The organism is Cellulosimicrobium composti, from assembly GCF_010287905.1.
Classification (GTDB): Bacteria; Actinomycetota; Actinomycetes; order Actinomycetales; family Cellulomonadaceae; genus Cellulosimicrobium; species Cellulosimicrobium composti.
Map to the genome: position 1 here is coordinate 40,642 of NZ_JAAFAN010000005.1, position 24,646 is coordinate 65,287.

Here is a 24,646-nt window from a genome sequence, read left to right on the forward strand (position 1 = left end):
CGAGGGGCCCGACGAGTTGCGTCGGGCATCGAAACCCGGGAGCCTGGGACGGCGACGCGCCGAGGCGGCCCGGCCCGGCGCCGCGGGGGCGACGACCATCCCTGCGACGTTCACCGGACCTTCACGGCACGTCGGAACACCGACCGACGGTAAGGCGTTGCCTTCCGTAGACCGGGCCGCCGCCGGCACCCCACCGGGCGCGCCCACCCACCCCCGAAGACCCCCTCAGGAGGACACCATGGCCGACCGTTCGCTGCGCGGGATGAGCATCGGTGCCAAGAGCATGGAGTCGGACGAGGGCGTCGACTTCGCCCCCCGCTTCCAGGCGCACTACGACTGCCCCAACGGGCACACCATCATCCTGCCGTTCTCCACCGACGCCGAGGTCCCCCCGGTGTGGGAGTGCCGCTGCGGCGCCGAGGCGCTGCTGCGCGACGCCGAGCGCCCCGAGCCCAAGGCCGGCAAGCCCGCCCGCACCCACTGGGACATGCTGCTCGAGCGCCGCACCATCTCCGAGCTCGAGGAGCTGCTCGACGAGCGCCTCGGCCTGCTGCGCGCCGGCAAGCTGCGCCGCAGCGCCTGAGCCGCCCGCCGCGAGACGCGCCAGAGGCCCGGACCCCCGAAGGGGTTCCGGGCCTCTCGCACGTCCGGACCGCTCCGCTCGCGACCACGCGGCCCGCAGAGGCGGTGCCCGCCGGTCGCCCGCGTCAGCGCACGCCCCGCCGGGCGCGGGGCCGCAGCGCCGCGACGACCGCGTCCGCGCGCCGGCGCACCCCCCACGCCGTGACCTTCCACAGCGCCTCGGTGACGATCGCGCGGCTCATCTTCGACCGCCCCGCCGTCCGCTCGACGAACGTGATCGGCACCTCCACGACGCGCCCGCCCCCGCGCGCGACGCGCCACGCCATGTCGACCTGGAAGCAGTACCCGTGCGACTCGACGCTCGCGAGGTCCACCGCCCGCAGCGCCGCCGCCCGGTAGGCGCGGAACCCCGCCGTCGCGTCGCCCAGGCGCAGCCCCAGCGCGAGCCGCACGTACGCGTTGCCCGCCCGCGAGAGCAGCTCACGGTGCCGCGGCCAGTTCTCCACCCGGCCCCCCGGCACCCAGCGCGACCCGATGACGAGGTCCGCTCCCCCGCGCTCCCCCACGGCCTCGCCCGCCGGGCCCAGCGCGGCGAGCAGCGACGGCAGCTGCTCCGGCCGGTGCGACCCGTCGGCGTCCATCTCCACGAGCACGTCATACCCGGCGGCCAGCCCCCACCCGAACCCCGCGACGTACGCCGCGCCGAGCCCCTCCTTGCCCGCACGGTGCAGCACGTGCACCCCCGGGTCCGCGGCGGCCGCGGCGTCGGCGAGGTCGCCCGTCCCGTCGGGGCTCGCGTCGTCGACCACGAGCACGTCCGCGTCCGGCACCGCGGCGCGCAGCCGCGCGAGCGTGCCCGGCAGCGTCAGCGCCTCGTCGTACGTGGGCACGACGACGAGCACCCGGCCGGGCATCCCCTCGGGGTGCGCGCTCACGCGGCCCCGCCCCGGGGCGCGTCGCCGCCGTCCGTGCGCGACGCGCGGCGCTCGCGGACCGCGGCCACCCCGGCGGCGGCCAGCGCCCCGAGCGCGAGGAGCTCGACGACGCGTCCCGGCCACGCCCCGGCCCGCACGGCCGGGGTGAGGCTCGTGCGCAGCGGCAGGTCGGCGACCACCTGGTCGGCGGTGAACAGCCCCGTGCTCTGCAGCAGCGTGCCGTCGGGCGCGATGACGCCGCTCACGCCGACGGTCGAGACCTGCACGGTCGCGCGCCCCGTGGAGATCGCGCGCAGGCGCGACATCGCGAGCTGCTGCGTCGACTCGGCGGTGTACCCGAAGGACGCGTTGTTCGTGGGCACGACGAGCACCTCGGCGCCCGCGGCGACGGCGTCGTCGACGAGCCCGGCGTACGCGACCTCGAAGCAGATGACGACGCCGAGCGGCACGGTGCGCCCGAGCCGGTCCGACGCGAGGTCGACGACGCCCGTCCCGACGCCCGGGATCATGTCGATCGTCACGCGGTCCACCTGGTCGGAGAACACGCGCAGCAGCGACCGCAGCGGGATGTACTCCCCGAACGGGGCGGGGTGCTGCTTGGCGTACCGGTCCACGACGCCCGCGCCCGGCTCCCACAGCAGCGCGACGTTGTAGCGGCCGCCGGTCTCGGGGTACTCCTGCGCGCCGACGAGGATCGGCGCCCCGACCTCCCGTGCGGCGTCGTCGATCGCGCGGCTCACGTCGGGAGCGGTCTGCGGGTCGAGGTCGGACCCGTTCTCGGGCCACAGCACGACGTCGAGGTCGCCCGGCTCGACCTGGTCCAGGAGCGCGAGCGTGCCCTGCAGGTGGTTGTCGAGCACCTCGGCCCGGTTCGCGAACGACCCCAGGCCCGGTTCGCCCACGTTGCCCTGCACGGCCCCCACCGCGAGCGTGCCCGCCTGCGCGCGCGTGTCGAGCGGCACGAGGAGGGGCGCCGCGACGAGCGCGCCCGCGACCGCGACGGGCACGACGGCCCGCCGCACGACGTCGCGACGCGCCGCGAGCGCGAGCACCGCGACCGCGAGGAGGGAGCCGCCCAGCGCGACGAGGAGGGACACGAGGACCTCCCCGCCCAGCCATGCGGCACGCCCGAGCGGGGAGCCGGCCTGGGAGAACGCGAGCCGCCCCCACGGGAACCCGCCGAACGGGACCTCGCTGCGCGCCTGCTCGGCCGCGACGAACAGGACCGCGAACGCCACGGCCTGCCGGCCCGGGCGGTCCGCCAGCCAGGACCGGCGCCGCACCAGGGCCCACGCCGCGCCCACCACGCCGACGAAGCACGCCTCCATCACGGACAGCGCGACCCACGGCACGGTCTCCGTCGCGTACCGGGCCCACCACAGGTGCGGCAGGAAGAACGCGAGGCCCCACACGAGCCCGACGAGGAACCCGCGCCGCGCGCCCCCGGCACGGAGGGCCACGAACAGCGCGGCCACGCCCACGAACGCGAGCGGCCACCAGCCGCGGTCGGGGAACGCCGCGTCGGTGACGAGGCCGCCCGCGGCCGCGAGCAGCAGCGCGAGCGGGAGCGACGGGGGCGAGGCGGGGGTGCGGGAGCCCGCGGCGCCGGGGTCGTGACGGTCGGACGCGGCGGGGGCCGGGTCGGGAGCGCCCGGCGCCGAGGGGCGGGACCTCCCGGCCGGGGCGGCCGTGGGCTCGGGGGCGTGCACGGGTGCACCTTACGCCACGCACCTGCACACGACCCGGGTCGGGCGGTGCGTGCGGGCTCGCGCGCCCTTCGGCCCGTACGACGCCGCCACCGACGCAGCACGTTTTCTACTGAGCGCGCGAGCCCGGCCAGGTACCCGGCGCGGCACGCCGAGGGGTCGTCGTCGGTGGCTGATCCCCCTGCGGCCGCGGGGGCCGGAACACCCCCACGAAACTACTCCGGCTCACGCCCCTGTCAAGCGGTGGCGCTCAGACGAACGTGTCGTACAGCGGCACGCCCGCCCGCACCGTCTGCAGGCACCGAGGCCGCGGCACGTCCGGCCCGAGCTCGGGCAGCAGCGGCTGTCCCGCACGCGCGTCCGTGCTCCACGACGACGTCTGACGCCCGAGCGCGCCCTGCACCACCAGGTGCTCGCCCTGCCACACCGCCAGGTGCGCCGGCGCCCCCACCCGCAGCTGCCCCGCACCCGTGTGGTCCAGCCCCGCGATGCGCCACCCGCCGCGCGTGTGCGCCCGGAACGCCGCCCGCGCCGAGATCTGCTGGTCCGGGTCCACGTGCGACATCGCCGCCAGCACCCCCGCCCACGGGTCGATCCGCGTCACCGGAGCGTCCGACCCGAACGCGAGCGGCACGCCCGCGCCCGCGAGGTCCGCGAACGGGCTCAGCCCCTGCGCGCGCATCGCGCCCACGCGCGCCGCGTACATGCCGTCCGGGCCGCCCCACGCCGCGTCGAACGCCGGCTGGATGCTCAGGCTCACCCCGAACAGCAGCAGCGTCGCCAGCGCCGTCGCGTCCACGAACAGCGCGTGCTCCACCCGGTGGTGCGCCGCACGCACCGCGCCCTGCCCGTGCACCTCCGCCGCGACCTTCAGGCCCAGCACCAGCTCGTCCATGGCCCGGTCCCCGATGACGTGGAACCCGCCCTGCGTGCCCGCCGCCCCGACCGCGGACAGGTGGTTCGCGATCTGCTCCGCGCTCAGGTAGAGCGACCCCCGGGCGGACCGGTCCGGCCCGTCCTGGTACGGCAGGCGCATCGCCGCCGTCCGCGACCCGATCGACCCGTCCACGTTGAGGTCGCCCGCGATCCCCGTCAGGCCCGGCACGTCCGCGAGCAGCGCGCGCGCGTCGTCGACCGTCGTGCACAGCTCGCCCCGGTACCCCACGACGTGCGCCAGCCCCGAGGCCGCGTCCGCCGTGAGCTCCAGCAGCTCGCGCAGCCCCGCACGCGTGTCGATGTACGGGGCGCTCATCTCGTGCACCGACACCACGCCCTGCTCCGCCGCCGCGCGCAGCGCCGACCGGTACAGCTCCGTGCGCCGCGCCGGCGACACGTCGCGCGCCACGTCCCGCGCCACGTGGTGCGCCTCCCCGGACACCCAGCCCGACGCGTCCCAGCCCGCGCGCCCCTCCAGGCCGCACCGACGCGCGAGCTCGCTCGACACCACCGCCGAGTGCACGTCCACGCGCGCCGCGTACACCGCACGCCCGCCCGCGGCCGCGTCCAGCTCCTCGCGCGTCGGCGGGCGCCCCTCCGGCCACGCGCGCTCGTCCCACCCGAACGCGAGCACCACGTCGTCGTCCCCGGACGCGGCCGCCGCCTTCGCGACCGCCTCCAGCGCGGCCGCGAGCGACGTGACGCCGGCGCTCGCGGACAGGTCGACGCCCGCGAGGGCGAGCCCGACCTCGAACAGGTGGACGTGGGCATCGACGAAGCCGGGCGCGACGAGCGCGCCGTCGAGGTCGATCACGCGGTCGGCGCGGGCTGCGAGCCCGTCGGCAGTGTCGTCGGCGCCGATCCAGGCGATCACGCCGTCGTCGACGAGGAGGGCCTCGGCGAAGGGGTCGGCCGAGGAATGGATCACGCCACCGCGGTACAGGGTTGAGGCCACAATCCTTCACGATACCGCCACAACCGTACGAAACTCACCCTCCCGGTCCGGCGTCCGCGCAGGTCGCGGCGGGTGTCGCGCACGTCACGCGCGGCGGCTCACACGCTGGAGTACGCGACGACGCCGCGGCGCAGCCGGTCGATCGCCTGGCGGGCGGTGCGCCGCACCTCGGGCGTGGGGGCGGCGCCCGCGACCTGGTCGAGCACGTCGATGACCTGCTTGCACCAGCGCACGAAGTCGCCCGCGGCGATCTCCGAGCCGCGCAGCACCGCGTCGAGGCTGCGGCCCACGGCCCACCGGTGCACGGCGGTCACGAGACCCTCGTCGAGCGGCCCCGTCGCGTCGATGTCGTGCTCCTCCTCGAGATCGTCCACCTCGGACCACACGCGCGTCGTCGCCTCGAGCGCGCGGGCCAGCTTCCCGTGCGGGCCGCCGGGCACGTCGGGCTCGCCGTGGTGGTCGTCGCGCCGCCCCGCGTACACGCACGTGGACACGACGGCGGCGAGGGCGGGCGCGTCGAGGTCCTCCCACACGCCGCGGCGCAGGCACTCGGCGAGCAGCAGGTCGTTCTCCGCGTACAGGCGCCGCAGCCACCGCCCGTCGCGGGTGACGCGCAGCCCGCCGCGCGACGCCCGGGCGTCGTCCGTGGGCTCCTCGGCGTCGAGCGCGTCCTCGAGCGGCGCGGCCGGGTCGTCCTCGACGTCGCCGGGGGCGAGGTACCCGAGCGTGAGGAGGACGTCGCAGATGCGGTCGAACACGCGCGCGATCGAGCCCGTGCGACCCTCGACGCGGCGCACGAGCTGGTCGTGCTCCTTCTTCAGCCGCGCCCACCGCTCCGCCCAGCGGGCGTGGTCCTCCCGGTCGGGGCAGTCGTGGCAGGGGTGCGCACGCAGCTGGGCGCGCAGGCGCGACAGCTCGGCGTCGTCCGCCGCGCCCGAGCGGGCGCGGGTCGTGCGGCCGGGCCGGGTACCGGGCTCGTCGAGCGCCCCGAGGGCGTTGCGCAGCGTGGACGCGAGGTCGCGCCGCTGCGCCGGGACGCGCGGGTTGAACGCCTTGGGGATGCGGACCTTCGCCACGGTGCGGATGCCGCCCGGGGCGTCGGCGACGGTGAGTTTCTTGACCTGCCGGTCCTGCGTGAGCACCGTGGGGCGCGGCCCGTCGAACCCGGCTCCCTCCCCCGGGTCGAGCACGACGACGAAGCCCGCGCGCCGCCCCGACGGCACCTCCACGACGTCTCCCGGACGCAGCCGCTCGAACGCGGCCACGACCTCGGCGCGCCGCGCCCGGCTCGCGGCACGCGACAGGTCGCCCTCGCGCGCGGTGATGCGTCGCCGCAGCGCCGCGTACTGGGCGAAGTCGCCCCGGTCGCACGTCATCGCGCGCGCGTACCCGTCGAGGGCCTCCGCGTGCGCCTGCGCCTGCTTCGCGAGCCCGACGACGCCGCGGTCGGCCTGGAACTGCGCGAACGACGTCTCCAGCACCTCCCGCGCCCGGTCCCGCCCCACCTGCGCGACGAGGTTGACCGCCATGTTGTACGTGGGCCGGAAGCTCGACCGCAGCGGGTACAGGCGCTTGGACGCCAGGCCCGCGAGGTGCACGGGGTCCAGGCCCGCGTGGTCGACGACGACGGCGTGCCCCTCGACGTCGATGCCGCGCCGCCCCGCGCGCCCGGTGAGCTGTGTGTACTCGCCGGGAGTGACGTCCACGTGCGCCGTCCCGTCCCACTTGACGAGCTTCTCCAGCGCGACCGAGCGCGCAGGCATGTTGATGCCGAGCGCGAGCGTCTCGGTCGCGAACACGACCTTCACCAGCCCACGGCTGAACAGCTCCTCCACGGTCTCCTTGAACACCGGCAGCATCCCCGCGTGGTGGGCCGCGATCCCGCGCGCGAGCGACTCCGTCCACGTCCAGTAGCCGAGCACCTCGAGGTCCTCCGCCGGGATGGTCTGCGTCCGCTCCTCCGCGACGCGCCGGATCTCGGCCTCCTCCGCGGGCGACGTCAGGCGCAGACCCGCCGCGAGGCACTGCTGCACGGCGCCCTCGCACCCCGCGCGGGAGAAGATGAAGTAGATCGCGGGCAGCAGCCCGTCCGCGTCGAGGGCGTCCACGACCGCGAACCGCGCCGGGGTGCGCCGCGTCCCGACGGCACGGTCCGGGCCGGGGCGTCGCCCACCGCGCCCCCGGTACCCGCGGTCCCCGGGGCCGCGCCGCCCGCCCGGGCCCGACGCGCTCGTGCGCGGGGCCGCGCGGAACGCGGCCAGCAGGTCCGGGTTGATCGGCGGGTTCACGCCCGGGTCGGTCGGGTCCACGTGCCCCGCGTACAGGTCGAGCAGGTCCGCGCCGAGCGCGCGCCCGCCCCCCGCGTGCGCGACGCCCGCCGCCGGGTTCGCCGACGCGACGAGCACGTGCTGCCACAACGGGACGGGTCGGCGCTCGCTGACGACGACGGTCGTGTCGCCGCGCACCATCTCGAGCCAGTCGCCGAACTCCTCCGCGTTGGACACGGTCGCGGACAGGGACACGAGCTGCACGTCGTCGGGCAGGTGGATGATGACCTCTTCCCACACGGGCCCGCGGAACCGGTCGGCGAGGTAGTGCACCTCGTCCATGACGACGAACGCGAGGCCGTCGAGCGTGCTCGACCCCGCGTACAGCATGTTGCGCAGCACCTCGGTCGTCATGACGACGACGGGCGCGTTGCCGTTGATGGTGGTGTCGCCCGTGAGCAGCCCCACGGAGTCCGCGCCGTAACGGCGCACGAGGTCGCCGTACTTCTGGTTGGACAGCGCCTTGATGGGCGTCGTGTAGAACGCCTTGCGACCGCCGGCGAGGGCGAGGTGCACGGCGAACTCCCCCACGACGGTCTTGCCGGCGCCGGTGGGGGCGGCGACGAGCACGCCCCGGCCCTCCTCGAGCGCCTCGCACGCGCGCTCCTGGAAGTCGTCGAGCGGGAAGTCGAGGATGGCGCGGAACTCCGCGAGCCGCGTGCGGGACGCCGCCTGGCGGGCCCGGGACGCGGCGTAGCGGGCGGCGGGCGAGTCGGCGGCCGTCATGGGGCCAGCCTACGGTCCGGCGGCGCCCTCGCAGGTCGCGGCGACCGTCCGTCGCCGGCAGGTCAGGGACGGGGCGGGGCGGTGCCGGTCGCGTGCAGCACGCGCACCGCGCCGGGGGCGACGTCCACGCGCACGGGCAGCGGGCCGAGGTGCTCCCCGTCGGCGAACGCGTGCGGCGGGGGCGCTCCGGCGGCGGTCGGGGAGATCGTCACCGACGTCGCGCGCAGCGTCCCGACCGCCGGGTGCGCGAGGTGACGCCCCGCGTACATGCCGGGGAAGACGCGCGTGGCACCCCACCGCCCGAACGCGCCCGCGACGACGAGGTCCAGGAGCCCGTCGTCGAGCGCGGCGTCCGGCGCGATGCGCACCCCGCCGCCGAAGCGCGGGCCGTTCGCGACCGACACGAGCGCGCCCGGCGACTCCCACACGAGCGTGCCGCCGTCGTGCGTGTCGGCGCCCGCCCCGGCGCGGTGGCCGTCGCGCAGGAGGGGAGCGCCCGCGAGGACGTCCGGCACGTCGTCGCCCACGGGGACGCCGCGCACCGTGACCCGGTACCCGTACGGGCGGTAGCGGGAGAGCTCGGCGAGGGCGGAGCGCGCGTACCGGGCCCGGCCGCGCGGCCACGTGGCGGCGTTCGCGTGCGCGTTCACGGCGGCGTCGATCCCGGCGGACAGCACGCCCGCGTACCAGCGCGGCGCCCCGAGGTGCTCGCCCGTGACCCGGCCCGCGTCGACGGCGCGCACGGCCGGGTCGGCGCCCGCCGCGCCGAGGGCCGCGAGGAGCGCGTCCACGCACCGCTCGGCGCGCCCGGTCGGCAGGCCGACGGCGTGCGCGAAGTCGTTGCCCGTGCCAACCGCGACGACGCCGAGGGGCACGCCGGTCCCGGCGGTCGCGTTCACCCCGAGGTGCACCATGCCGTCCCCGCCGACGACGACGAGCGCGCCGACCGCGGAACCGCCACCCGTGCCGCCGCGCACGGCGGCGTCCGCGGACTCCTGCGCGAGGGGCAGGCTCGGGGCGCTCAGGTCGACGACGTCGTACCCGGCGTCGCGCAGGGCGCGTGCCGTGCTCTCGCCCGCGGCACGGCCGCGCCCCCGGCCCGCCGTCGGGTTGACGACGAGCGCGACCGTGCTCATGCCCGCGCGCCGCGCCCGGCAGGGCGCGGACGGACCCGACCGGTCACAGGGCGAGCCGCGCGGCGTCGCGCTTGTCGACGCGCCGGTCGTGGAGGTAGCTGATGCCGAGCGCCGCGAAGTACAGGCCGCAGATCGGCAGCGCCACGAAGATCATCGTCAGCGCGTCCGGCGTCGGCGTCATCACGGCCGCGAACACGAACGCGATGAGCACCGCCCACCGCCAGCCCTTCGCCATGCTCGACGCACGCAGCATGCCCGCCGCGTTGAGCGCCACCAGCACGACAGGCAGCACGAACGCCAGGCCGAACGCCAGCACGAGACGCATGACGAAGCTCAGGTACCCCTGCGCGTCCGCCAGGTTCGTCGCCCCCTCCGGCACGAAGCCCGCCAGGATGTCCACCGCGTGCGGCAGCACCCACCACGCGAGCAGCGCCCCACCGAGGAACAACGGCACCGACGCACCGAGGAACGCGAACGCGTACCGCTTCTCCCGCGTCGTCAGACCCGGCGTGATGAACGCCCACAGCTGGTACAACCACCACGGGCACGTGACGATCACACCGAGGAACAGCGCGACCTTCACCTTCATGTCGAGCGCCGAGGCCAGACCCGAGAAGTTCAGGCTGATGACCTTCCCCTGCTCCTCCGCCGCCTTCAGCAGCGGGGCCTGCAACGCCTCGAGCAGCGGCTCGTAGAGGAACCACCCCACGACCGCGCCCACGACGAGACCGCACGCCGAGAGGAACAGGCGCTTGCGCAGCTCCAGCAGGTGCTCACGGAGCGGCATCCGCCCCTCGGGGTCACGGGACGTACGTGACACCGCCTACGCCTTCGGAGGGTCGTCCTGCACGGGCGCGGTCGTCCCACCGGTGGCGGTCGACGAGCCGGTCGAGGTCGACGAGCCCGTGCCCGCGGCACCGGAGGCGGGGGGCGTCGCGTCGTCGTCGCGCAGGTCCTTGACCTCGCTCTTGAAGATCTTCAGCGACTGCCCGACGCTCCGGGCCAGGTCTGGCAGACGGCGCGCGCCGAAGAGGAGCAGGATGACGACGACCAGCACGATGATGTGCCAGGGCTTGAGCATGCCCATGGGCTAACTCCTCCTCAGGGGGGGACGGCGCTACGCGCGGCAGTCTACGCGTTGAAGCGGCGCCAGCGGGACCACACCAACTCGTCGCGCCGACGCCGGTCCGCCCTGCGGTCCACGCGCCGCGCACGCAGCACGTCCACCCGCTCCTGCAGCACCACCGGGTCCTCGAACAGCGTCGGCGCCGTCGACGGCTGCGCCTCCTCCAACGCCCGCGACAGCTCGTCCGCGCGCGCGCCCATCCGCGCCGCCACCTCCGACGCACGCGACAGCTCGCGACCCAGCCCCCTCACCGACCGCCACAACCGGCGGGCCAGGAAGAACACGCCCACGAGCGTGCCCACCACGAGCACCGTCCAGACCCAGAACCACATGCCGCCCACCCTAGCCAGCAGCCCGCGCACCGGCGCCCGGCCCGTCGACGGGGTCCGCCGGCAGGTGCGCGTACGCCGCAAGCGCCGCGCTCGCGGCCTCGCGCACGTCCTGCGCGACCGCCGCCGGCTCGACCGCCAGCACGTGCCGCGCCCGCTCCGTGAGCAGCTGACGCAACCACACCGGGTTCGTCACGCGCAGCCGCACCTCGAACGCGCCGTCCGGCAGGTTCCGCACCGACTCCACCGGCACCTGCTCCGCCACCGCGCGCGCCGGGCTCGCGAACGTGATCGTCGCGAGCGGCGCGTCGCCGGTCGGGGTGAAGTCCACGTCGGGATCGACGTCGTGCCCCTCCACGGGCTGGTCCAGCTCGGTCGCGGCGAGGATGCGGTCGACGCGGAACGTGCGACGCCCGCGCGCACGGTGGCACCACGCCAGGAGGTACGCGTGCTCGTCCTGCGTGTGCAGCGACACCGGGTCGATCTCGCGCTCCGACTCCTCGTCCGCCGCCGTGACGTACCGGATCCGCAGGCGATGACCCGCGACGAGCGCGCTCGTGACCGCCGCCACCACCCGCCGGTCCCCCTCCGGCGCGAGCTGCACGTCGAGCGCCGCCGCCGCCTCCCCCGTCGCGTCCGTCAGCTTGCGCAGCACCGACTCCACCACGCCCGCACGCTCCAGGTCCGCCTGCACCGCCGCCGTCTCACGCATCGCCCGCAACGCCGCGATGAGCGCCACCGCCTCACGCGTCCCCAACCGCAACGGGCGCGTCATCCCGCGCGCCTCCGTCAACCGCACCACGCCACGCTCGAACGAGTCCGCGTCGAAGTCGATGAGGTCGTCCGGCCAGTACCCCGGCGTCCCCGACACCCACAGGGCGTCCACGTCGTCCAGCACCTGCCGCTCGCTCACGCCGAAGTGCCGCGCCAGCTCCCCCACCGGCACCGGCCCCGCACCGTCCAGGTACGCCACGATGCCCAGCAGCCGCACCAACCGGTCGTCCGCGCGCTCAGCCACGCTCCCCCACCTCCGCCGAGCCCGACCCCGCAGGCAGCACGAGCGCCGCCGCGGCCCGCAACCGGCGCACCACCGCCTCCCGCAGGTCCGGCGGCCCCAGCACCAGCACCGCGTCCCCGTACCCCACGACCTCGTCCGCCATCGCGTACCGCACGTCGTACGGCACCTCCAGCACGTCCCGACCCGCACCGTCACCCGCCCGCGCGTCCGGCACCGACCCCACGACCGTCCCCCGCGCCCGCAACGCCCCCGCACGCTCCGGCACCACCGCCAGCCGCGCCACACCCCCCGCGTCCCGCGACCCCAGCGCCGCGTCCACGTCCACTTCCACCGGCACCTCGAACGCGTCCCGCGGCCCAGTCGCCCGCACACGCCCCTCCACCCGGCTCAACCGGTACGACCGCGGCGCACCCCGGTCCAGGTCGAAACCCACCAGGTACCAACCGCCCCGCCGCGCCGCGATCCGCCACGGCTGCACCCGCCGCGACCGCACCTCACCCGTGCTCGCCGCCCGGTACGTGAACGACACCGCCCGCCGCGCCGAGATCGCGTCCATCAACGTCCCGTACGCGTCCCCCACCGGACGCACCCGCGGCGCCAGACCCGCCACGACGTCCATCGCCGTCTCACCCGCACCCGCCGCCCGCAGCTTCGTCAACGCCCGCGAGATGTCCGTCCGCAACGTCTTGTCCTGCCAGAACTGCGCCGCCAGCGCCAGCACCCCCAGCTCCGCCGGCGTCAGGTCCACCGCCGGCAGCGCGTACGCGTCCTGGTCGATCCGGTACCCCACCTCGTCCGCGTGCCCACCCGCGTCCACCGTGACGATCGGGATCCCCAGCTCGCGCAACGTGTCCTTGTCCCGCTCGAACATCCGCTCGAACGCGTCCGGCGACGGCGCATCCCCGTACCCCGCCACGCTCGCCCGGATCTGCTGCTTCGTCATCGACGCGTTCGTGTTCACCAACGCGATCACCAGGTTCAGCAGACGCGCCGCCGGGTTCGTCGGCGACCCCGCCGACGCGGGCACGGCGGACGACGACGAGGACGAGGGCGAGGGAGCGGACATCGGGCACCACGCTAGTCGGTCGATAGGGTGTGCCGCGTGATCACGTGGCGGACCGCGACCGTGGTGTCGCACGCGAAGGCCTGGACCGGAGCCCAGGAGCTGCACGTCCGGCTCCACGCACCCCTCCCCGGGCGCGACGACGACCCCGACGCCACCGTGCGCGCCCTCGCCTACACCCACCTCGTCGGCACCCCCGCCCCCGGCGACCACGTCCTCCTCAACGTCTCCGCGCTCGCCCGCGGCCTCGGCACCGGCGGCTACGCCCTCGTCGTCGGCCCCGCCCGACCCGGCACCCCCCTCCCGCCCGACCCCACGCCCGGACCCGGCCACCTCGTCAAGGCCCGCTACACGCCCCTGCAGGCCCTCGTCCTCGGCGTCGACGAGCAGGAGTCCCCCCACCACGACACCCTCCGCGACGCCGACGACCTCGCCCGCACCCCCGTCGTCGTCGCCGACCTCCACTCCGCCCTGCCCGCCGTCGTCGCCGGCGCCCGGCACGCCGCGGCGCTCGCGGACCGTCCGGCCCCGCGCGTCGCGTACGTCATGACCGACGGCGGCGCGCTCCCCGCCGCGTTCTCCCGCACCGTCGCGACGCTGCGCGACGCGGGGTGGATCGACGCGTGCGTCACCGTCGGCCAGGCGTTCGGCGGCGACCTCGAGGCCGTCACGGTGCACACCGGCCTGCTCGCCGCGCACCACGTCGTCGGCGCCGACCTCGTCGTCGTCGCCCAGGGGCCCGGCAACCTCGGGACCGGCACGCGCTGGGGCTTCTCGGGCGTCGCCGCGGGCGAGGCCCTCAACGCGGTCGGCGCTCTCGGCGGGCGTCCCGTCGCCTCGCTGCGCGTCTCGGGCGCCGACGCACGTGACCGCCACCTCGGCGTCTCCCACCACTCGCTCACCGCGTACGGCCGCGTCGCGCTCGCCCCGAGCGAGATCCCCGTGCCGGTGCCCGCGCCCGAGGTCGAGGCGCTCCCCGGGTGGGGGCAGGACCTCACGCACCGCGTCGCCCGGCAGGCCGCGTCGCTCGCAGCCCCGGACGGGCGTCATCACCTCGTCGACGTCCCCGCCGGGACCGACCTCGTCGACGCCCTGCGCGCGACCCCCGTCCGCCTGTCGACGATGGGGCGCGGACTCGACGCCGACCCGGCCGCGTTCGTCGCGGCGGCCGTCGCCGGGGTGCACGCCGAGGCGTCGCGGCACGCCTGACCGGGCCGCACGGGCGCCGACGGTTCCTCGCCGTCGCCCCTGCGAGGTCCTCCTGCGAGGTCGGCCCGCGTCCCCGGCGTCGGGCGCTCGTCCTGCGAGGAGCGCCCGGGCGCCCCACGATGGGCCAGGACGGCACCGCCGGCCGTCCCCGCCGCGACGCGGCGCGCGCACCCGACCCGAGGAGGCACCCATGGCCGCTCGTCCCCTGCCCAAGTACACGGTCCCGTCGCTCACCCCGGAGGAAGGGGCGAAGGTGGCCGGCATCCTCCAGGAGCGTCTCCACGCGCTCAACGACCTCCAGCTGACGCTCAAGCACATCCACTGGAACGTCGTCGGTCCGCACTTCATCGCGGTGCACGAGATGCTCGACCCGCAGGTCGACGCCGTGCGCGCGATGGTCGACGCGACCGCCGAGCGCATCGCGACCCTCGGCGTCTCGCCGCAGGGCACCCCCGGGGCGCTCGTCGCCGCGCGCAGCTGGGAGGACTACTCGCTGGGCCGCGCGTCGACGATCGCGCACCTCGGCGCGCTCGACGAGGTGTACGTCGGCGTCATCACCGCGCACCGCGAGGCCGCGACCGCCACCGAGGAGCTCGACGACGTCACGAACGACCTCCTCGTCGGCCACCTCCACGAGCTCGAGCTCTTCCACTGGTTCGTCCGTGCGCACCTCGAGTCGACGCGCGGCGACCTGTCCACCGAGGGCGCGAGCACCGAGAAGGGCGCCGCGCGCAAGGCCGAGGAAGCCGCCACCGGCCAGCCCTGACACGAGCCGCTCCCCTGCCGCCCCAGCGCGGGCAGGGTCGCGAGGGGCCGTCACGCACCGCCGTGGCGGCCCCTCGTGGTCCGTGCCGGATGGTGAGGTGTCCGCGGTGGTGATGATGTGGATGAAGTGCTTGGCACACTATTTTTTCCGCAAGACCACTAGAGTCGGGGCATGACCGACGAGACCACCCCGCCGCCCGCCGTCCGCCAGCTCCGCCTCGTCGTCGAGGCCGGGGACTACGACGCCGCCCTCGCCTTCTACCGCGACGTCCTGGGCCTCCCCGAGCGCATCGCCTACACCGACGGCGAGGACGACCGCGTGGCGATCCTCGACGTCGGGCGCGCGACGCTCGAGATCGCGAACCCCGCGCACAAGCGGGCGATCGACGACCTGGAGGTCGGGCGCCAGGTGGCCGGGCACCTACGCGTCGCGTTCGAGGTCGACGACGCCCAGGAGGCGACGCGACGCGCGGTCGAGGCCGGGGCGGAGCTCGTCGCTCCCCCGACGACCACGCCCTGGCGCTCGCTCAACTCACGCCTCGACGCCCCCGCGGGCCTCCACGTCACGCTGTTCCAGGAGCTCGACGGCGAGGAGGGCGTCCCGCCCGGCGTCGTCACCGAGTCCGGGGCCGGCGACGATCCCGCTGCCCGCCGGGGCTGACGCCTCGACCCACGCGCGCCGCACCTGCTCGAAGCGCGTCGGCAGCGGCGCGCGCACCGCGCCGTAGCGCGCGTTCGTCCGGTGCACGAACCGCCGCCACGACAGCACGAGACCCTGCTTCGTGATCGGCAGGCCGCTCGACACGGTGACGCCGTTGTCGTGCGTGTGGTGCACCGTGAGCAGCAGCGCGCGCGGCACCGAGCCCTCCAGGTCGGCTGCGAGCACCTCGCGCACGGCCATCCAGCGGCGCAGCACGACGACGACGCTCGCGCTGAGCACGTGCTCGCGGACCGTGCGGTGCTTGCCGTGCGTCAGCACGACCCTCCCCTCCCCCGCCCGCGCCGTCGACGGGCCGAGGTCGATCGCGTCGGTCGTGCAGCGCAGGAGGTCCCCGTACCGGGCGCCGGTGGCGCGCGTGAGCCCCGCGACGACGGCCAGGCGGACCGTCTCGGGCTTCGCCGACTCGACCATGGCCTCCGTCGCGAGCAGGCGCCACACCCACTCCGCCTCGGCGAGCGTGACCGTCGGGCGCGGGTAGCGGGACGCCCTCCCCTGCGCGCCCGGCGCGACGGCGCGCGTCGTCCCGGGCTCGGCGTCGGCACCGCCCGGTGACACCGGGGCCTCGCGGGGCGCGCCGTCCGGCGGCGGGCCGTCGGGGCCGGCGGGTGGGACGACATCGTCGGTGCGCATGGTGAGGACCGTACTGCTTGGCACACTTTTTGTGCGGATGGCGCGCCGCGACGCGCCGGGAGGAACCCGGCGCGCGGCCTCAGATTGAATACCTATGCAGAATCGCGCATACTTTGACTATGTCCAAGGTTCTCACCTCCCTGCCCGTGGGCGAGCGCGTCGGCATCGCGTTCTCCGGCGGCCTCGACACGTCCGTCGCCGTCGCCTGGATGCGCGACAAGGGCGCCGTGCCGTGCACCTACACCGCCGACATCGGCCAGTACGACGAGCCCGACATCGCGTCGGTGCCCGGCCGCGCGACCGCGTACGGCGCCGAGATCGCGCGCCTCGTCGACTGCCGCGCCGCGCTCGTCGAGGAGGGCCTCGCCGCCCTGGCCTGCGGCGCGTTCCACATCCGCTCGGGCGGCCGCGCGTACTTCAACACCACTCCCCTGGGCCGCGCCGTCACCGGGACCCTGCTGGTGCGCGCAATGCAGGAGGACGACGTCCAGATCTGGGGCGACGGCTCGACGTTCAAGGGCAACGACATCGAGCGGTTCTACCGCTACGGCCTGCTCGCCAACCCCGCGCTGCGGATCTACAAGCCGTGGCTCGACGCGAACTTCGTCGCCGAGCTCGGCGGCCGCAAGGAGATGTCGGAGTGGCTCCTCGCCCACGACCTCCCCTACCGCGACAGCACCGAGAAGGCGTACTCCACGGACGCCAACATCTGGGGCGCGACGCACGAGGCGAAGACGCTCGAGCACCTGGACACCGGCATCGAGACGGTCGAGCCGATCATGGGCGTGCGGTTCTGGGACCCCGAGGTCGAGATCGCGACCGAGGACGTGACGATCGGGTTCGTGCAGGGCCGCCCCGTGACGATCGACGGGCGCGAGTTCGAGTCCGCGGTCGACCTCGTCAAGGAGGCCAACGCGATCGGCGGTCGTCACGGGCTCGGCATGTCGGACCAGATCGAGAACCGCATCATCGAGGCGAAGAGCCGCGGCATCTACGAGGCCCCCGGCATGGCGCTGCTCCACGCCGCGTACGAGCGCCTCGTCAACGCGATCCACAACGAGGACACGCTCGCGCAGTACCACACCGAGGGCCGCCGCCTCGGCCGGCTCATGTACGAGGGCCGCTGGCTCGACCCGCAGGCCCTCATGATCCGCGAGTCCCTGCAGCGCTGGGTCAGCACCGCCGTGACGGGCGAGGTGACGCTGCGCCTGCGCCGCGGCGAGGACTACTCGATCCTCGACACGACGGGGCCCGCGTTCAGCTACCACCCGGACAAGCTCTCGATGGAGCGCACCGAGGACTCGGCGTTCGGTCCCATGGACCGCATCGGCCAGCTCACCATGCGCAACCTCGATATCGCGGACTCGCGCGCCAAGCTCGAGCAGTACGCGGGCATCGGCATCGTCGGCACGACCCACGCCGCGCTCATCGGCGCGGCGCAGGGCGCGTCGACCGAGCTCATCGGCGCCATGCCCGAGGGCGGCGCGGAGGTCATCGCGTCGCGCGGCAAGGTCGAGGAGGACGACGCGCTCCTCGACCGCGCCGCGATGGAGTCCGGGACGGACTGACCGTCTCTCCTCGCGCAGCGGTGCCCGGGTCGGAGCCCTCGACCCGGGCACTGCTGCGTCCGGGCCGGCACGCCCAGACGGCTGCGTCCGGACCGGCGCATCTGGACCGGTGCTCTCCGGACCGGCGCGGTCCGCGCCAGGGCGCGCCGAGGCGCTCCGTCGCGCCCGCGGGCGGGGCCTCGGACGGAGCCCCCTCCCACGCGGCTAGGCTCGCTCGCATGAGCACGGGTACCGGCGAGCTGTGGGGCACGATCGCCCGTCCGGTCGACCACGAGCTCGTCGTCAAGAAGTCGCGGTTCCTCGCGCACCTCTCCCCCGTCGCGACCGTCGCCGAGGCCGACGCCGTCGTCGCGCGGCTGCGCAAGGAGCACTGGGACGCCCGGCACCACTGCGTCGCGCTCGTCGTCGGCGTGCACGCCGACCAGCAGCGCTCCACGGACGACGGCGAGCCCTCGGGCACGGCGGGGATCCCCATGCTCGAGGTGCTGCGGCACCGCAGGGTCACGGACGTCGTCGCCGTCGTCACGCGGTACTTCGGCGGGGTGCTGCTCGGCGCGGGCGGCCTGGTGCGCGCGTACTCGACCGCCGTGAGCGAGGCCCTCGACCGGGCCCGCCCGGTGCGTCGCGCCGTCCTCACCGCCGTGCACGTCGACGTCCCGCACGCCGACGCCGGTCGACTGCACGGCGTCCTGCGCGACTGGTGCGCCCACCACGACGGGACGCTCGACGACGTCGCGTACGGAGCCGTCGCCGCGTTCACCGTGCTCGTCCCGCCCGCCGAGCTCGACCGCTTCGACGCCGACCTCGCCGCGGCGTCGTCCGGCGCCCTCACCGCGCGCCGGGGCGACAGCCACGTCGTCGACCTCCCGGCCTGACCCCACCCGCCGACCATGCGGTCGTGCCCCGTGCGGGGCCGCTCCTGGGCAGCAACCGCATGCTCGGCGGGGAGGGTCAGTCGCTGACGCCGTCCGGGCCCACGACGGCGCCGTCGGGCACGCGGGCGGAGCCGCCCGGGTCGGCCAGCACGGCGTCGCCGGTGACCGTGACGCCGGAGCCGAAGGCCCAGTCGCCGCGGACCGTGAGCGACCGCGCGGCGCGCAGGGAGGGCGTGCCGTCGTCGAACCGGGCGTCGAACGCGGCGATGGTCTTGTAGTGCGCAGGGTCGAGGTCGACGAGCGGCGCGTCGGTGCGCGCGACGAACCGGTAGGCGTCGTCGAGGTCGTAGACGTCGGAGCGCAGCACCAGCAGGTCGTTCGTCGTCTTGACCGGCAGGAACCGGTCACGGCCCACCTCGATCGCGACGGCGCCGTCGAACACCTCGACCGCCGCGCCCATGGCGGACTCTATCTGCACGACCTCGGGCGACGACGGGTCGGTCGGGTCCACGGTCTTCGTGTTCTTGATGAGCGGGAGCTCGAGCACGCCACCGGTGCGGTCGAGCTCGGCCGCGAGCGCCTCGAGGTCGAGCCAGAGGTTGTTGGTGTTGAAGTACCGGTGCCGCGAGATGTCGGCGGCGGCGTCCTGGTCGTCCTTCGGGGTCTGGGCGGTCTCGCGCAGGACGAGGCGGCCGTCGCTGCGGCGGACGACGAGGTGTCCGCCCTTGCGGTCGGCGGGGGTGCGGCGGGCGACCTCGGCGGCGAAGGGGGCGCCGCTGGTGGCGAACCAGCCGGCCATGGTGGCGTCGGGGGCGGCGCCGAGGTTGTCGGAGTTGGAGACGCTGGCGTAGCGGTAGCCGGCGTCGAGGAGGGCGCGGAGGGCGCCGGAGGCGTGGAGGGCGGTGTAGAGGTCTCCGTGGCCGGGCGGGCACCATTCGAGCTCGGGGTCGGCGGGCCAGTCGACGGGGGTGAGGTCGGTGGCGAGGAGCTTGGGCTCGCGGTTCTGGAGGAAGTCGAGCGGGAGCCCGGGGACGGGGAGGTCGTCGTGGGGGGTGAGGGCGGCGAGGGTGTCGTCCTGGGTGCGGAAGGAGTTCATGAGGAGCAGGGGCAGGGGTGCTCCGGTGGTGTGCCGGGCGGCGCGGACCTGGGCGACGATGACGTCGAGGAAGGTGAGGGGGCCGCTGTCGGGGCGCTGGGGGTCGGTGTCGCGCACGGTGAGGAGCGACTTGGCGCGGTCCATGCCCATGGAGGTGCCGAGCCCGCCGTTGAGCTTGATGACGGCGGTGCGGCGCAGGGCCTCGCGCGCGGTGTCGTCGGGGACGTGGAGGTCGTCGCGGTGGGTGACGTCGGTGAGGGGTTCGACGTCGGCCTCGGGGATCATGCCGGTCGCGCCGGACTCGAGGAGCCGGTAGAAGCGGGCGAAGACGTCGACGGCGGCGGGTGCGACGCCGGCGTCGCGCATGCGGTCGGTGGACTGGGCGAGGCCCTGGCTGCTCATGCCCCGATGGTAGGGGCGGGGTGTGGCGGGTGGCCTGGTGGCGGGGGTGGGCGGCGCGCGGGTGAGACGCGGATCACGTGCCTACCGTGAGGGGATGACGGGCGGGTGGTCGCCGGGCGAGGCGGGCTGGTGGGGGTCGTGGTTCTGGGGGCCGGACTACGACGTGGCGCGCGAGGTGCTGCAGCGGGGTACGGCGGCGGTGCTGGTGGTGGCGTTCGTGGTGGTGGTGCGGCAGTGGCGCCCGCTGCTGGGCGAGCGGGGGCTGCTGCCGGTGGCGGGGTTCGTGGCGCGCACGTCGTGGCGGGACGGGCCGAGCGTGCTGCGGTGGCGGTGCTCGGACGGGTTCGTCGTGGGGCTGGGGTGGTGCGGGGCGGTGCTGGCGGCGCTGCTGGTGGTGGGGGTGCCGCAGCGGGGGCCGTGGTGGCTGACGACGCTCGCGTTCCTGCTGCTGTGGGCGGCGTACCTGTCGGTGGTGAACGTGGGGCAGCGGTTCTACGGGTTCGGCTGGGAGTCGTTGCTGTGCGAGGTGACGTTCCTCGTGGGGTGGTTGGGATCGTCGGGCGGGGGCGCCGCTCCCCCGCTGCTGGTGCTGCTGGCGGCGCGGTGGTGCTTGTTCCGGGTCGAGCTGGGTGCGGGGCTGATCAAGCTGCGCGGGGACCGGGCGTGGCGGGACCTGACGGCGCTGGACTACCACCACGAGACGCAGCCGCTGCCGGGCCCGTTCTCGTGGCACGCGCACCACCTGCCGCGGTGGTGGCACCGGGTGGAGGTGGCGGGCAACCACGTGACGCAGCTGGTGGTGCCGTTCGCGTTGTTCGCGCCGCAGCCGGTGGCGAGCGTGGCGGGCGGGGTGGTGGTGCTGACGCAGGCGTGGTTGCTGGTGACGGGGAACTTCGCGTGGCTGAACTGGTTGACGGTCGTGCTGGGGCTGGGCGTGGTGAGCGACGGCGCGTGGGCGGCGCTGGGGTCGTGGCTGGTGCCGGCGCTGGGTGCGGGGTCGGTGCCGGACGGCGGCGGGTCGGGGCTGGGCGGTCCGGTCGCGCTGGTGGTGGCGGTGGTGGCGGTGTCGGTGCTGCTGCTCGTGCTGAGCGTGCGCCCGGCGCGGAACCTGGTGTCGCGTCGCCAGCTGATGAACGCGAGCTTCGAGCCGTTCCGGCTGGTCAACGCGTACGGGGCGTTCGGGTCGGTGTCGCGGCGTAGGGACGAGGTGGTGGTGGAGGGGTCGACGGCGCGGTCGCCCGGTCCGGACGACTGGGTGGAGTACGCGTTCCGCGGCAAGCCGGGTGACGTGTCGCGGCGTCCGCCGCAGGTGGCGCCGTACCACCTGCGGCTGGACTGGCAGATGTGGTTCCTGGCGTTGGGGTCGCCGGGGACGCGCTGGTTCGAGGTGCTGCTGCTGCGGCTGCTCGAGGCGGACGGGCCGACGTTGCGCCTGCTCGGGGCGGACCCGTTCGCGCACGACCCGGAGGGCCCGGCGCCGCGGTGGGTACGGGCGCGCGTGTTCCGGTACCGGTTCACGACGCGCGCGGAGCGGCGGCGCTCGGGCGACTGGTGGGTGCGCGAGGAGCGCGGGACGCTCGTCGACCCGGTGGACCTGGTGCGCCTGCGTCGTCTGCTGGGCCCGCCCGGGTGAGCGCCGAGCACGGGGTTGCTGCCGTCATCAGGTGCTTTCCGGCAGCAACCACGTGCTCGGACGGCGAGCAGGGTCGTTCTCGGCGCGCGTCGCCGGGCGCAGCCCTTCGGGCCGGGGTGGGCCGGTTCCGGTGGGGAGGAGGTGCGCGGTGGGGCTACTCGAAGCGCGCGGGGTCGCCCGCGCCGACGCGCACGACCTCGGGGACGCCGTCGGACACGTCGACGACGGTCGTGGGCTCGCTGCCGCGCTCGCCGCCGTCGACGACGGCGTCGACGACGTGGTCGAGCTCCTCCTTGATGGCCCACCCGTCGGTGAGCGCCTCGGTCGAGCCGGGGAGGATGAGCGAGCTCGACAGGATCGGCTCGCCGAGGGCGGCGACGATCGCCTGCGCGACGGTGTCGTCGGGGATGCGGACGCCGACGGTCTTCTTCTTGGGGTGGGCGAGGCGGCGCGGCACCTCGGAGGTGGCGCGCAGGATGAACGTGTAGGGGCCGGGCGTCGCGGCCTTGATGGAGCGGAACACCGCGTTGTCGACCATGACGAAGTGGCCGAGCTGGGCGAAGTCGGCGCACACGAGCGTGAAGTGGTGGCGGTCGTCGAGGTGGCGGATGCGGCGGATGCGCTCGGCGGCGTCGCGCGCGTCCATGCGGCACCCGAGCGCGTACCCGGAGTCGGTCGGGTAGACGACGAGGCCGTCGTCCTCGAGGAGCGCGACGACCTGCGCGGTCGCGCGCGGCTGCGGGTTGTCGGGGTGCACGTCGAGGTAGCGGGCCATGGCCCGAGCCTAGGCCCGGCCGCCGCTGCGGGCAGGTGGTGCGGCGCACCGCGCCCGTGCGCCCCGACGTCGCGGCGGCGGTGGGTGCGCTCAGCGCGGCAGGTGCGCGCACACGCGCCGCAGCTCCGCGGGACTCGCGTTGCCGCCCGAGCACACGACGCCGACGCGCCGCCCGGCGAACCGGGCGGGGTCGGCCAGGACGGCGGCGAGCGCTGCGGCGCCCGCGCCCTCGGCGACGGTGCGGACCGCGGTGAGGTAGAGGGCGGCGGCGCGGTCGATCGCGTCGTCGTCGACGAGGACGAAGTCGTCGAGGTGCTCGCGCAGCACGGCCTGGGTGAGGTCGAACCCGGTGCCGGTGGCCAGGCCCTCGGCGCGGGACGTGTTCGGGCGGGACACGGGCTGCCCGGCGCGCCACGAGTCGTGCGCGGCGGGTGACGCGGAGGACTGGACGGCGACGACCTCGAGGCCGGGGGCGACCGCGCGGGCGACGAGGCACGCGGCCGCGGCGCCGCTGCCGCCGCCCACGGGGACGACGAGGACGTCGAGGTCGGGGGCGTGCTCGAGCAGCTCGACGTACGCGGTGGCGACGCCCGCGACGAGGAGCGGCTCGTTCGCGGCGCTGACGAGGCGCGACCCGTCGTCGGCGGCGAGCGCGGTGGCGTGCTCGCGCGCGTCGTCGAACGTGGTGCCGGCGAGGACGAGGCGGGCGCCGAGGTCGCGCACGGCGGCGGCCTTGGTGGGGTTGGGGTCGGTGGGCATGACGACGGTGCACGCGGCGCGGGCGGTGCGGGCGGCGTGCGCGACGGCCTGGGCGTGGTTGCCGGTGGAGAACGCGGTGACGCCGCGGGCGCGGTCCTCGGGGGTGAGGCGCAGCAGGAGGTTGAGGGCGCCGCGGACCTTGAACGCGCCGGTGGGCTGGAGGTTCTCGTGCTTGACGACGACGCGCACCCCGGTGGCGCGGTCGAGCGCCGGGTAGGTGCGCGCGGGCGTCGGGTCGAGGTGCGGAGCGAGGAGCCGGCGGGCGTCGAGGACGTCGCGCATCGTGGGCGGGGCGAGGTCTGCGGGGGCCATGTGTCCACGGTGCCGCGCGCCGACTCATCGGTCCAATGCCTGTTCCGACTGGACCGATCGACGCGGCCTATGATTCGTCCCATGAGGGCGGGGACGTGGACCTGACGCGGCTGCGGGTGCTGGCGGCGGTCGCGCGCGAGGGCTCGGTGACGGCGGCGGCGCGATCGCTGCACTACGCCCAGCCGTCGGTGAGCCACCACCTGGCGCGCCTGGAGGCGGAGGTGGGGGTGCCGCTGCTGGAGCGGCACGGGCGGGGCGTGCGCCTGACGGCGGCGGGCCGGCTGCTCGCGGCACGCGCGGAGGAGATCCTGGGGCGCGTGGGCGCGGCGCGCGAGGAGCTGGACGCGCTCGTGTCGCTCTCGGCAGGGCGGGTGCGGCTCGCGGCGTTCCCGTCGGCGCTGGCGACGCTCGTGCCCGACGTCGTGGGGCGGCTCGCGCGCGACCACCCGGGCCTGGGCGTGGGGCTGGTCGAGGCAGAGCCGCCGGAGGCGCTCGACGCGCTGCGGCGCGGCGCGGTGGACGTGGCGCTGGTGTTCGAGCACGACCGCTCCCCCGTCGACGTCGAGGGCCTGCGCGCCGTGCCGGTGCTGGCCGAGGAGCTGTTCCTCGTGCGCCCGGCGGGCCCCGGCGACGCCGGCACGGTCGACCGCCCGGGCGCCGGGGACGACGCGGTGCCGGGCCGCGACACGGACGACGCGCCCGCGGACCTCGCGCCGCTCGCCGACGCCGCGTGGATCGCCGGGTGCGAGCGCTGCCGGGCCGACCTCGTGGGGCGGTGCGAGCGCGCCGGGTTCACGCCGCGCGTCGCGTTCGAGACGGACGACTACGTCGCGGTGCAGGCGCTCGTGGCGTCGGGGGTCGGCGTCTCGCTCCTGCCGGCCCTGGCGCTGCGCGCGCACCGGGACCCGCGGGTGGTCGCGCACGCGCTGCCCGGCGCGGCGCGCCGGGTGCTCGCCGTCACGTACGGAGAGCGTCCGGCCCCGGGTGCGGCGGCCGTCGTGGACGGGCTCGTCGCGGCCGCGCGCTGAGCCGCCACGGCGCGCGTGCGCTCGGCGGGCGTGC

Annotated in this window: 21 protein-coding genes; 8 read left to right on the forward strand and 13 right to left on the reverse strand. The window is 75.8% G+C overall.

Annotated elements, in window-relative coordinates; genetic code table 11:
• Window positions 1-238: 238 nt before the first annotated feature.
• Window positions 239-583: an RNA polymerase-binding protein RbpA gene (locus tag GYH36_RS02325; RefSeq protein ID WP_021483180.1), complete on the forward strand. Its 345-nt coding sequence runs from the start codon at window positions 239-241 to the stop codon at window positions 581-583.
• A gap of 124 nt (window positions 584-707) precedes the next feature.
• Here GYH36_RS02325 and GYH36_RS02330 read toward each other — a convergent pair whose 3' ends face one another.
• The 10 genes from GYH36_RS02330 to GYH36_RS02375 all read right to left on the reverse strand — a co-directional run bounded on the left by GYH36_RS02330 (window position 708) and on the right by GYH36_RS02375 (window position 12,719).
• The gene (locus GYH36_RS02330) at window positions 708-1,496 is read right to left on the reverse strand and encodes a polyprenol monophosphomannose synthase (protein ID WP_034603654.1); all 789 of its coding nucleotides are present in this window, start codon (window positions 1,494-1,496) and stop codon (window positions 708-710) included.
• A 17-nt stretch (window positions 1,497-1,513) separates the two neighbouring features.
• Window positions 1,514-3,226, reverse strand: coding sequence for an apolipoprotein N-acyltransferase (gene lnt, locus GYH36_RS02335; RefSeq protein WP_162288984.1), 1,713 nt, complete (start codon window positions 3,224-3,226; stop codon window positions 1,514-1,516).
• Window positions 3,227-3,473: 247 nt separating this feature from the next.
• A complete protein-coding gene (locus tag GYH36_RS02340) occupies window positions 3,474-5,114 on the reverse strand; it encodes an amidohydrolase (RefSeq protein WP_162288985.1) in 1,641 nt (546 codons plus the stop codon).
• 98 nt (window positions 5,115-5,212) lie between these two features.
• Window positions 5,213-8,167: a DEAD/DEAH box helicase gene (locus GYH36_RS02345; RefSeq protein WP_162288986.1), complete on the reverse strand. Its 2,955-nt coding sequence runs from the start codon at window positions 8,165-8,167 to the stop codon at window positions 5,213-5,215.
• A 62-nt stretch (window positions 8,168-8,229) separates the two neighbouring features.
• Entirely contained in the window at window positions 8,230-9,303 is a 1,074-nt protein-coding gene (locus tag GYH36_RS02350; RefSeq protein ID WP_162288987.1) for a diacylglycerol/lipid kinase family protein, read from the reverse strand.
• Between the two features lie 43 nt (window positions 9,304-9,346).
• Window positions 9,347-10,090 carry a twin-arginine translocase subunit TatC gene (gene tatC, locus GYH36_RS02355; RefSeq protein WP_024839698.1) on the reverse strand — a complete coding sequence of 248 codons (744 nt, stop codon included), beginning with the start codon at window positions 10,088-10,090 and terminating at the stop codon, window positions 9,347-9,349.
• Window positions 10,091-10,126: 36 nt separating this feature from the next.
• Entirely contained in the window at window positions 10,127-10,390 is a 264-nt protein-coding gene (gene tatA / locus GYH36_RS02360) for a Sec-independent protein translocase subunit TatA (RefSeq protein WP_024839699.1), read from the reverse strand.
• Between the two features lie 44 nt (window positions 10,391-10,434).
• Window positions 10,435-10,761: a hypothetical protein gene (locus GYH36_RS02365; RefSeq protein ID WP_162288988.1), complete on the reverse strand. Its 327-nt coding sequence runs from the start codon at window positions 10,759-10,761 to the stop codon at window positions 10,435-10,437.
• Between the two features lie 10 nt (window positions 10,762-10,771).
• Entirely contained in the window at window positions 10,772-11,776 is a 1,005-nt protein-coding gene (locus GYH36_RS02370; protein ID WP_162288989.1) for a helix-turn-helix transcriptional regulator, read from the reverse strand.
• Entirely contained in the window at window positions 11,769-12,719 is a 951-nt protein-coding gene (locus GYH36_RS02375) for a helix-turn-helix transcriptional regulator (protein ID WP_246209127.1), read from the reverse strand. The genes GYH36_RS02370 and GYH36_RS02375 overlap by 8 nt, the downstream gene beginning before the upstream one ends.
• 159 nt (window positions 12,720-12,878) lie before the next feature.
• On the opposite strand from GYH36_RS02375, the gene GYH36_RS02380 reads away from it, so the two are divergent.
• From GYH36_RS02380 to GYH36_RS02405, 5 genes are all read left to right on the forward strand, one after another.
• Entirely contained in the window at window positions 12,879-14,048 is a 1,170-nt protein-coding gene (locus tag GYH36_RS02380; RefSeq protein WP_115942560.1) for a DUF3866 family protein, read from the forward strand.
• Window positions 14,049-14,238: 190 nt separating this feature from the next.
• Window positions 14,239-14,814, forward strand: a complete 576-nt coding sequence (locus GYH36_RS02385) for a Dps family protein (RefSeq protein WP_024839704.1) — start codon at window positions 14,239-14,241, stop codon at window positions 14,812-14,814.
• A gap of 171 nt (window positions 14,815-14,985) precedes the next feature.
• Entirely contained in the window at window positions 14,986-15,474 is a 489-nt protein-coding gene (locus tag GYH36_RS02390; RefSeq protein WP_162288990.1) for a VOC family protein, read from the forward strand.
• An 809-nt stretch (window positions 15,475-16,283) separates the two neighbouring features.
• Window positions 16,284-17,732: an argininosuccinate synthase gene (gene argG, locus GYH36_RS02400; protein WP_162288991.1), complete on the forward strand. Its 1,449-nt coding sequence runs from the start codon at window positions 16,284-16,286 to the stop codon at window positions 17,730-17,732.
• A 218-nt stretch (window positions 17,733-17,950) separates the two neighbouring features.
• Window positions 17,951-18,607, forward strand: coding sequence for a YigZ family protein (locus tag GYH36_RS02405; protein WP_162288992.1), 657 nt, complete (start codon window positions 17,951-17,953; stop codon window positions 18,605-18,607).
• A 76-nt stretch (window positions 18,608-18,683) separates the two neighbouring features.
• Here the strand turns inward: GYH36_RS02405 and GYH36_RS02410 are convergent, their stop codons facing one another.
• Complete coding sequence (locus GYH36_RS02410) at window positions 18,684-20,105, reverse strand: UTP--glucose-1-phosphate uridylyltransferase (protein ID WP_162288993.1); 1,422 nt, start codon at window positions 20,103-20,105, stop codon at window positions 18,684-18,686.
• A 94-nt stretch (window positions 20,106-20,199) separates the two neighbouring features.
• Here GYH36_RS02410 and GYH36_RS02415 point away from each other — a divergent pair, with 94 nt between their 5' ends.
• Window positions 20,200-21,738, forward strand: a complete 1,539-nt coding sequence (locus GYH36_RS02415; RefSeq protein ID WP_162288994.1) for a lipase maturation factor family protein — start codon at window positions 20,200-20,202, stop codon at window positions 21,736-21,738.
• A 154-nt stretch (window positions 21,739-21,892) separates the two neighbouring features.
• On the opposite strand, the gene GYH36_RS02420 is transcribed toward GYH36_RS02415, so the two are convergent.
• Together GYH36_RS02420 and GYH36_RS02425 are read right to left on the reverse strand one after the other, a co-directional pair.
• A complete protein-coding gene (locus GYH36_RS02420; RefSeq protein ID WP_162288995.1) occupies window positions 21,893-22,513 on the reverse strand; it encodes an L-threonylcarbamoyladenylate synthase in 621 nt (206 codons plus the stop codon).
• Window positions 22,514-22,603: 90 nt separating this feature from the next.
• Window positions 22,604-23,584, reverse strand: coding sequence for a threonine ammonia-lyase (locus GYH36_RS02425; RefSeq protein ID WP_162288996.1), 981 nt, complete (start codon window positions 23,582-23,584; stop codon window positions 22,604-22,606).
• Between the two features lie 95 nt (window positions 23,585-23,679).
• Here GYH36_RS02425 and GYH36_RS02430 point away from each other — a divergent pair, with 95 nt between their 5' ends.
• Complete coding sequence (locus tag GYH36_RS02430; protein WP_312028472.1) at window positions 23,680-24,612, forward strand: LysR family transcriptional regulator; 933 nt, start codon at window positions 23,680-23,682, stop codon at window positions 24,610-24,612.
• Window positions 24,613-24,646 lie beyond the last annotated feature (34 nt).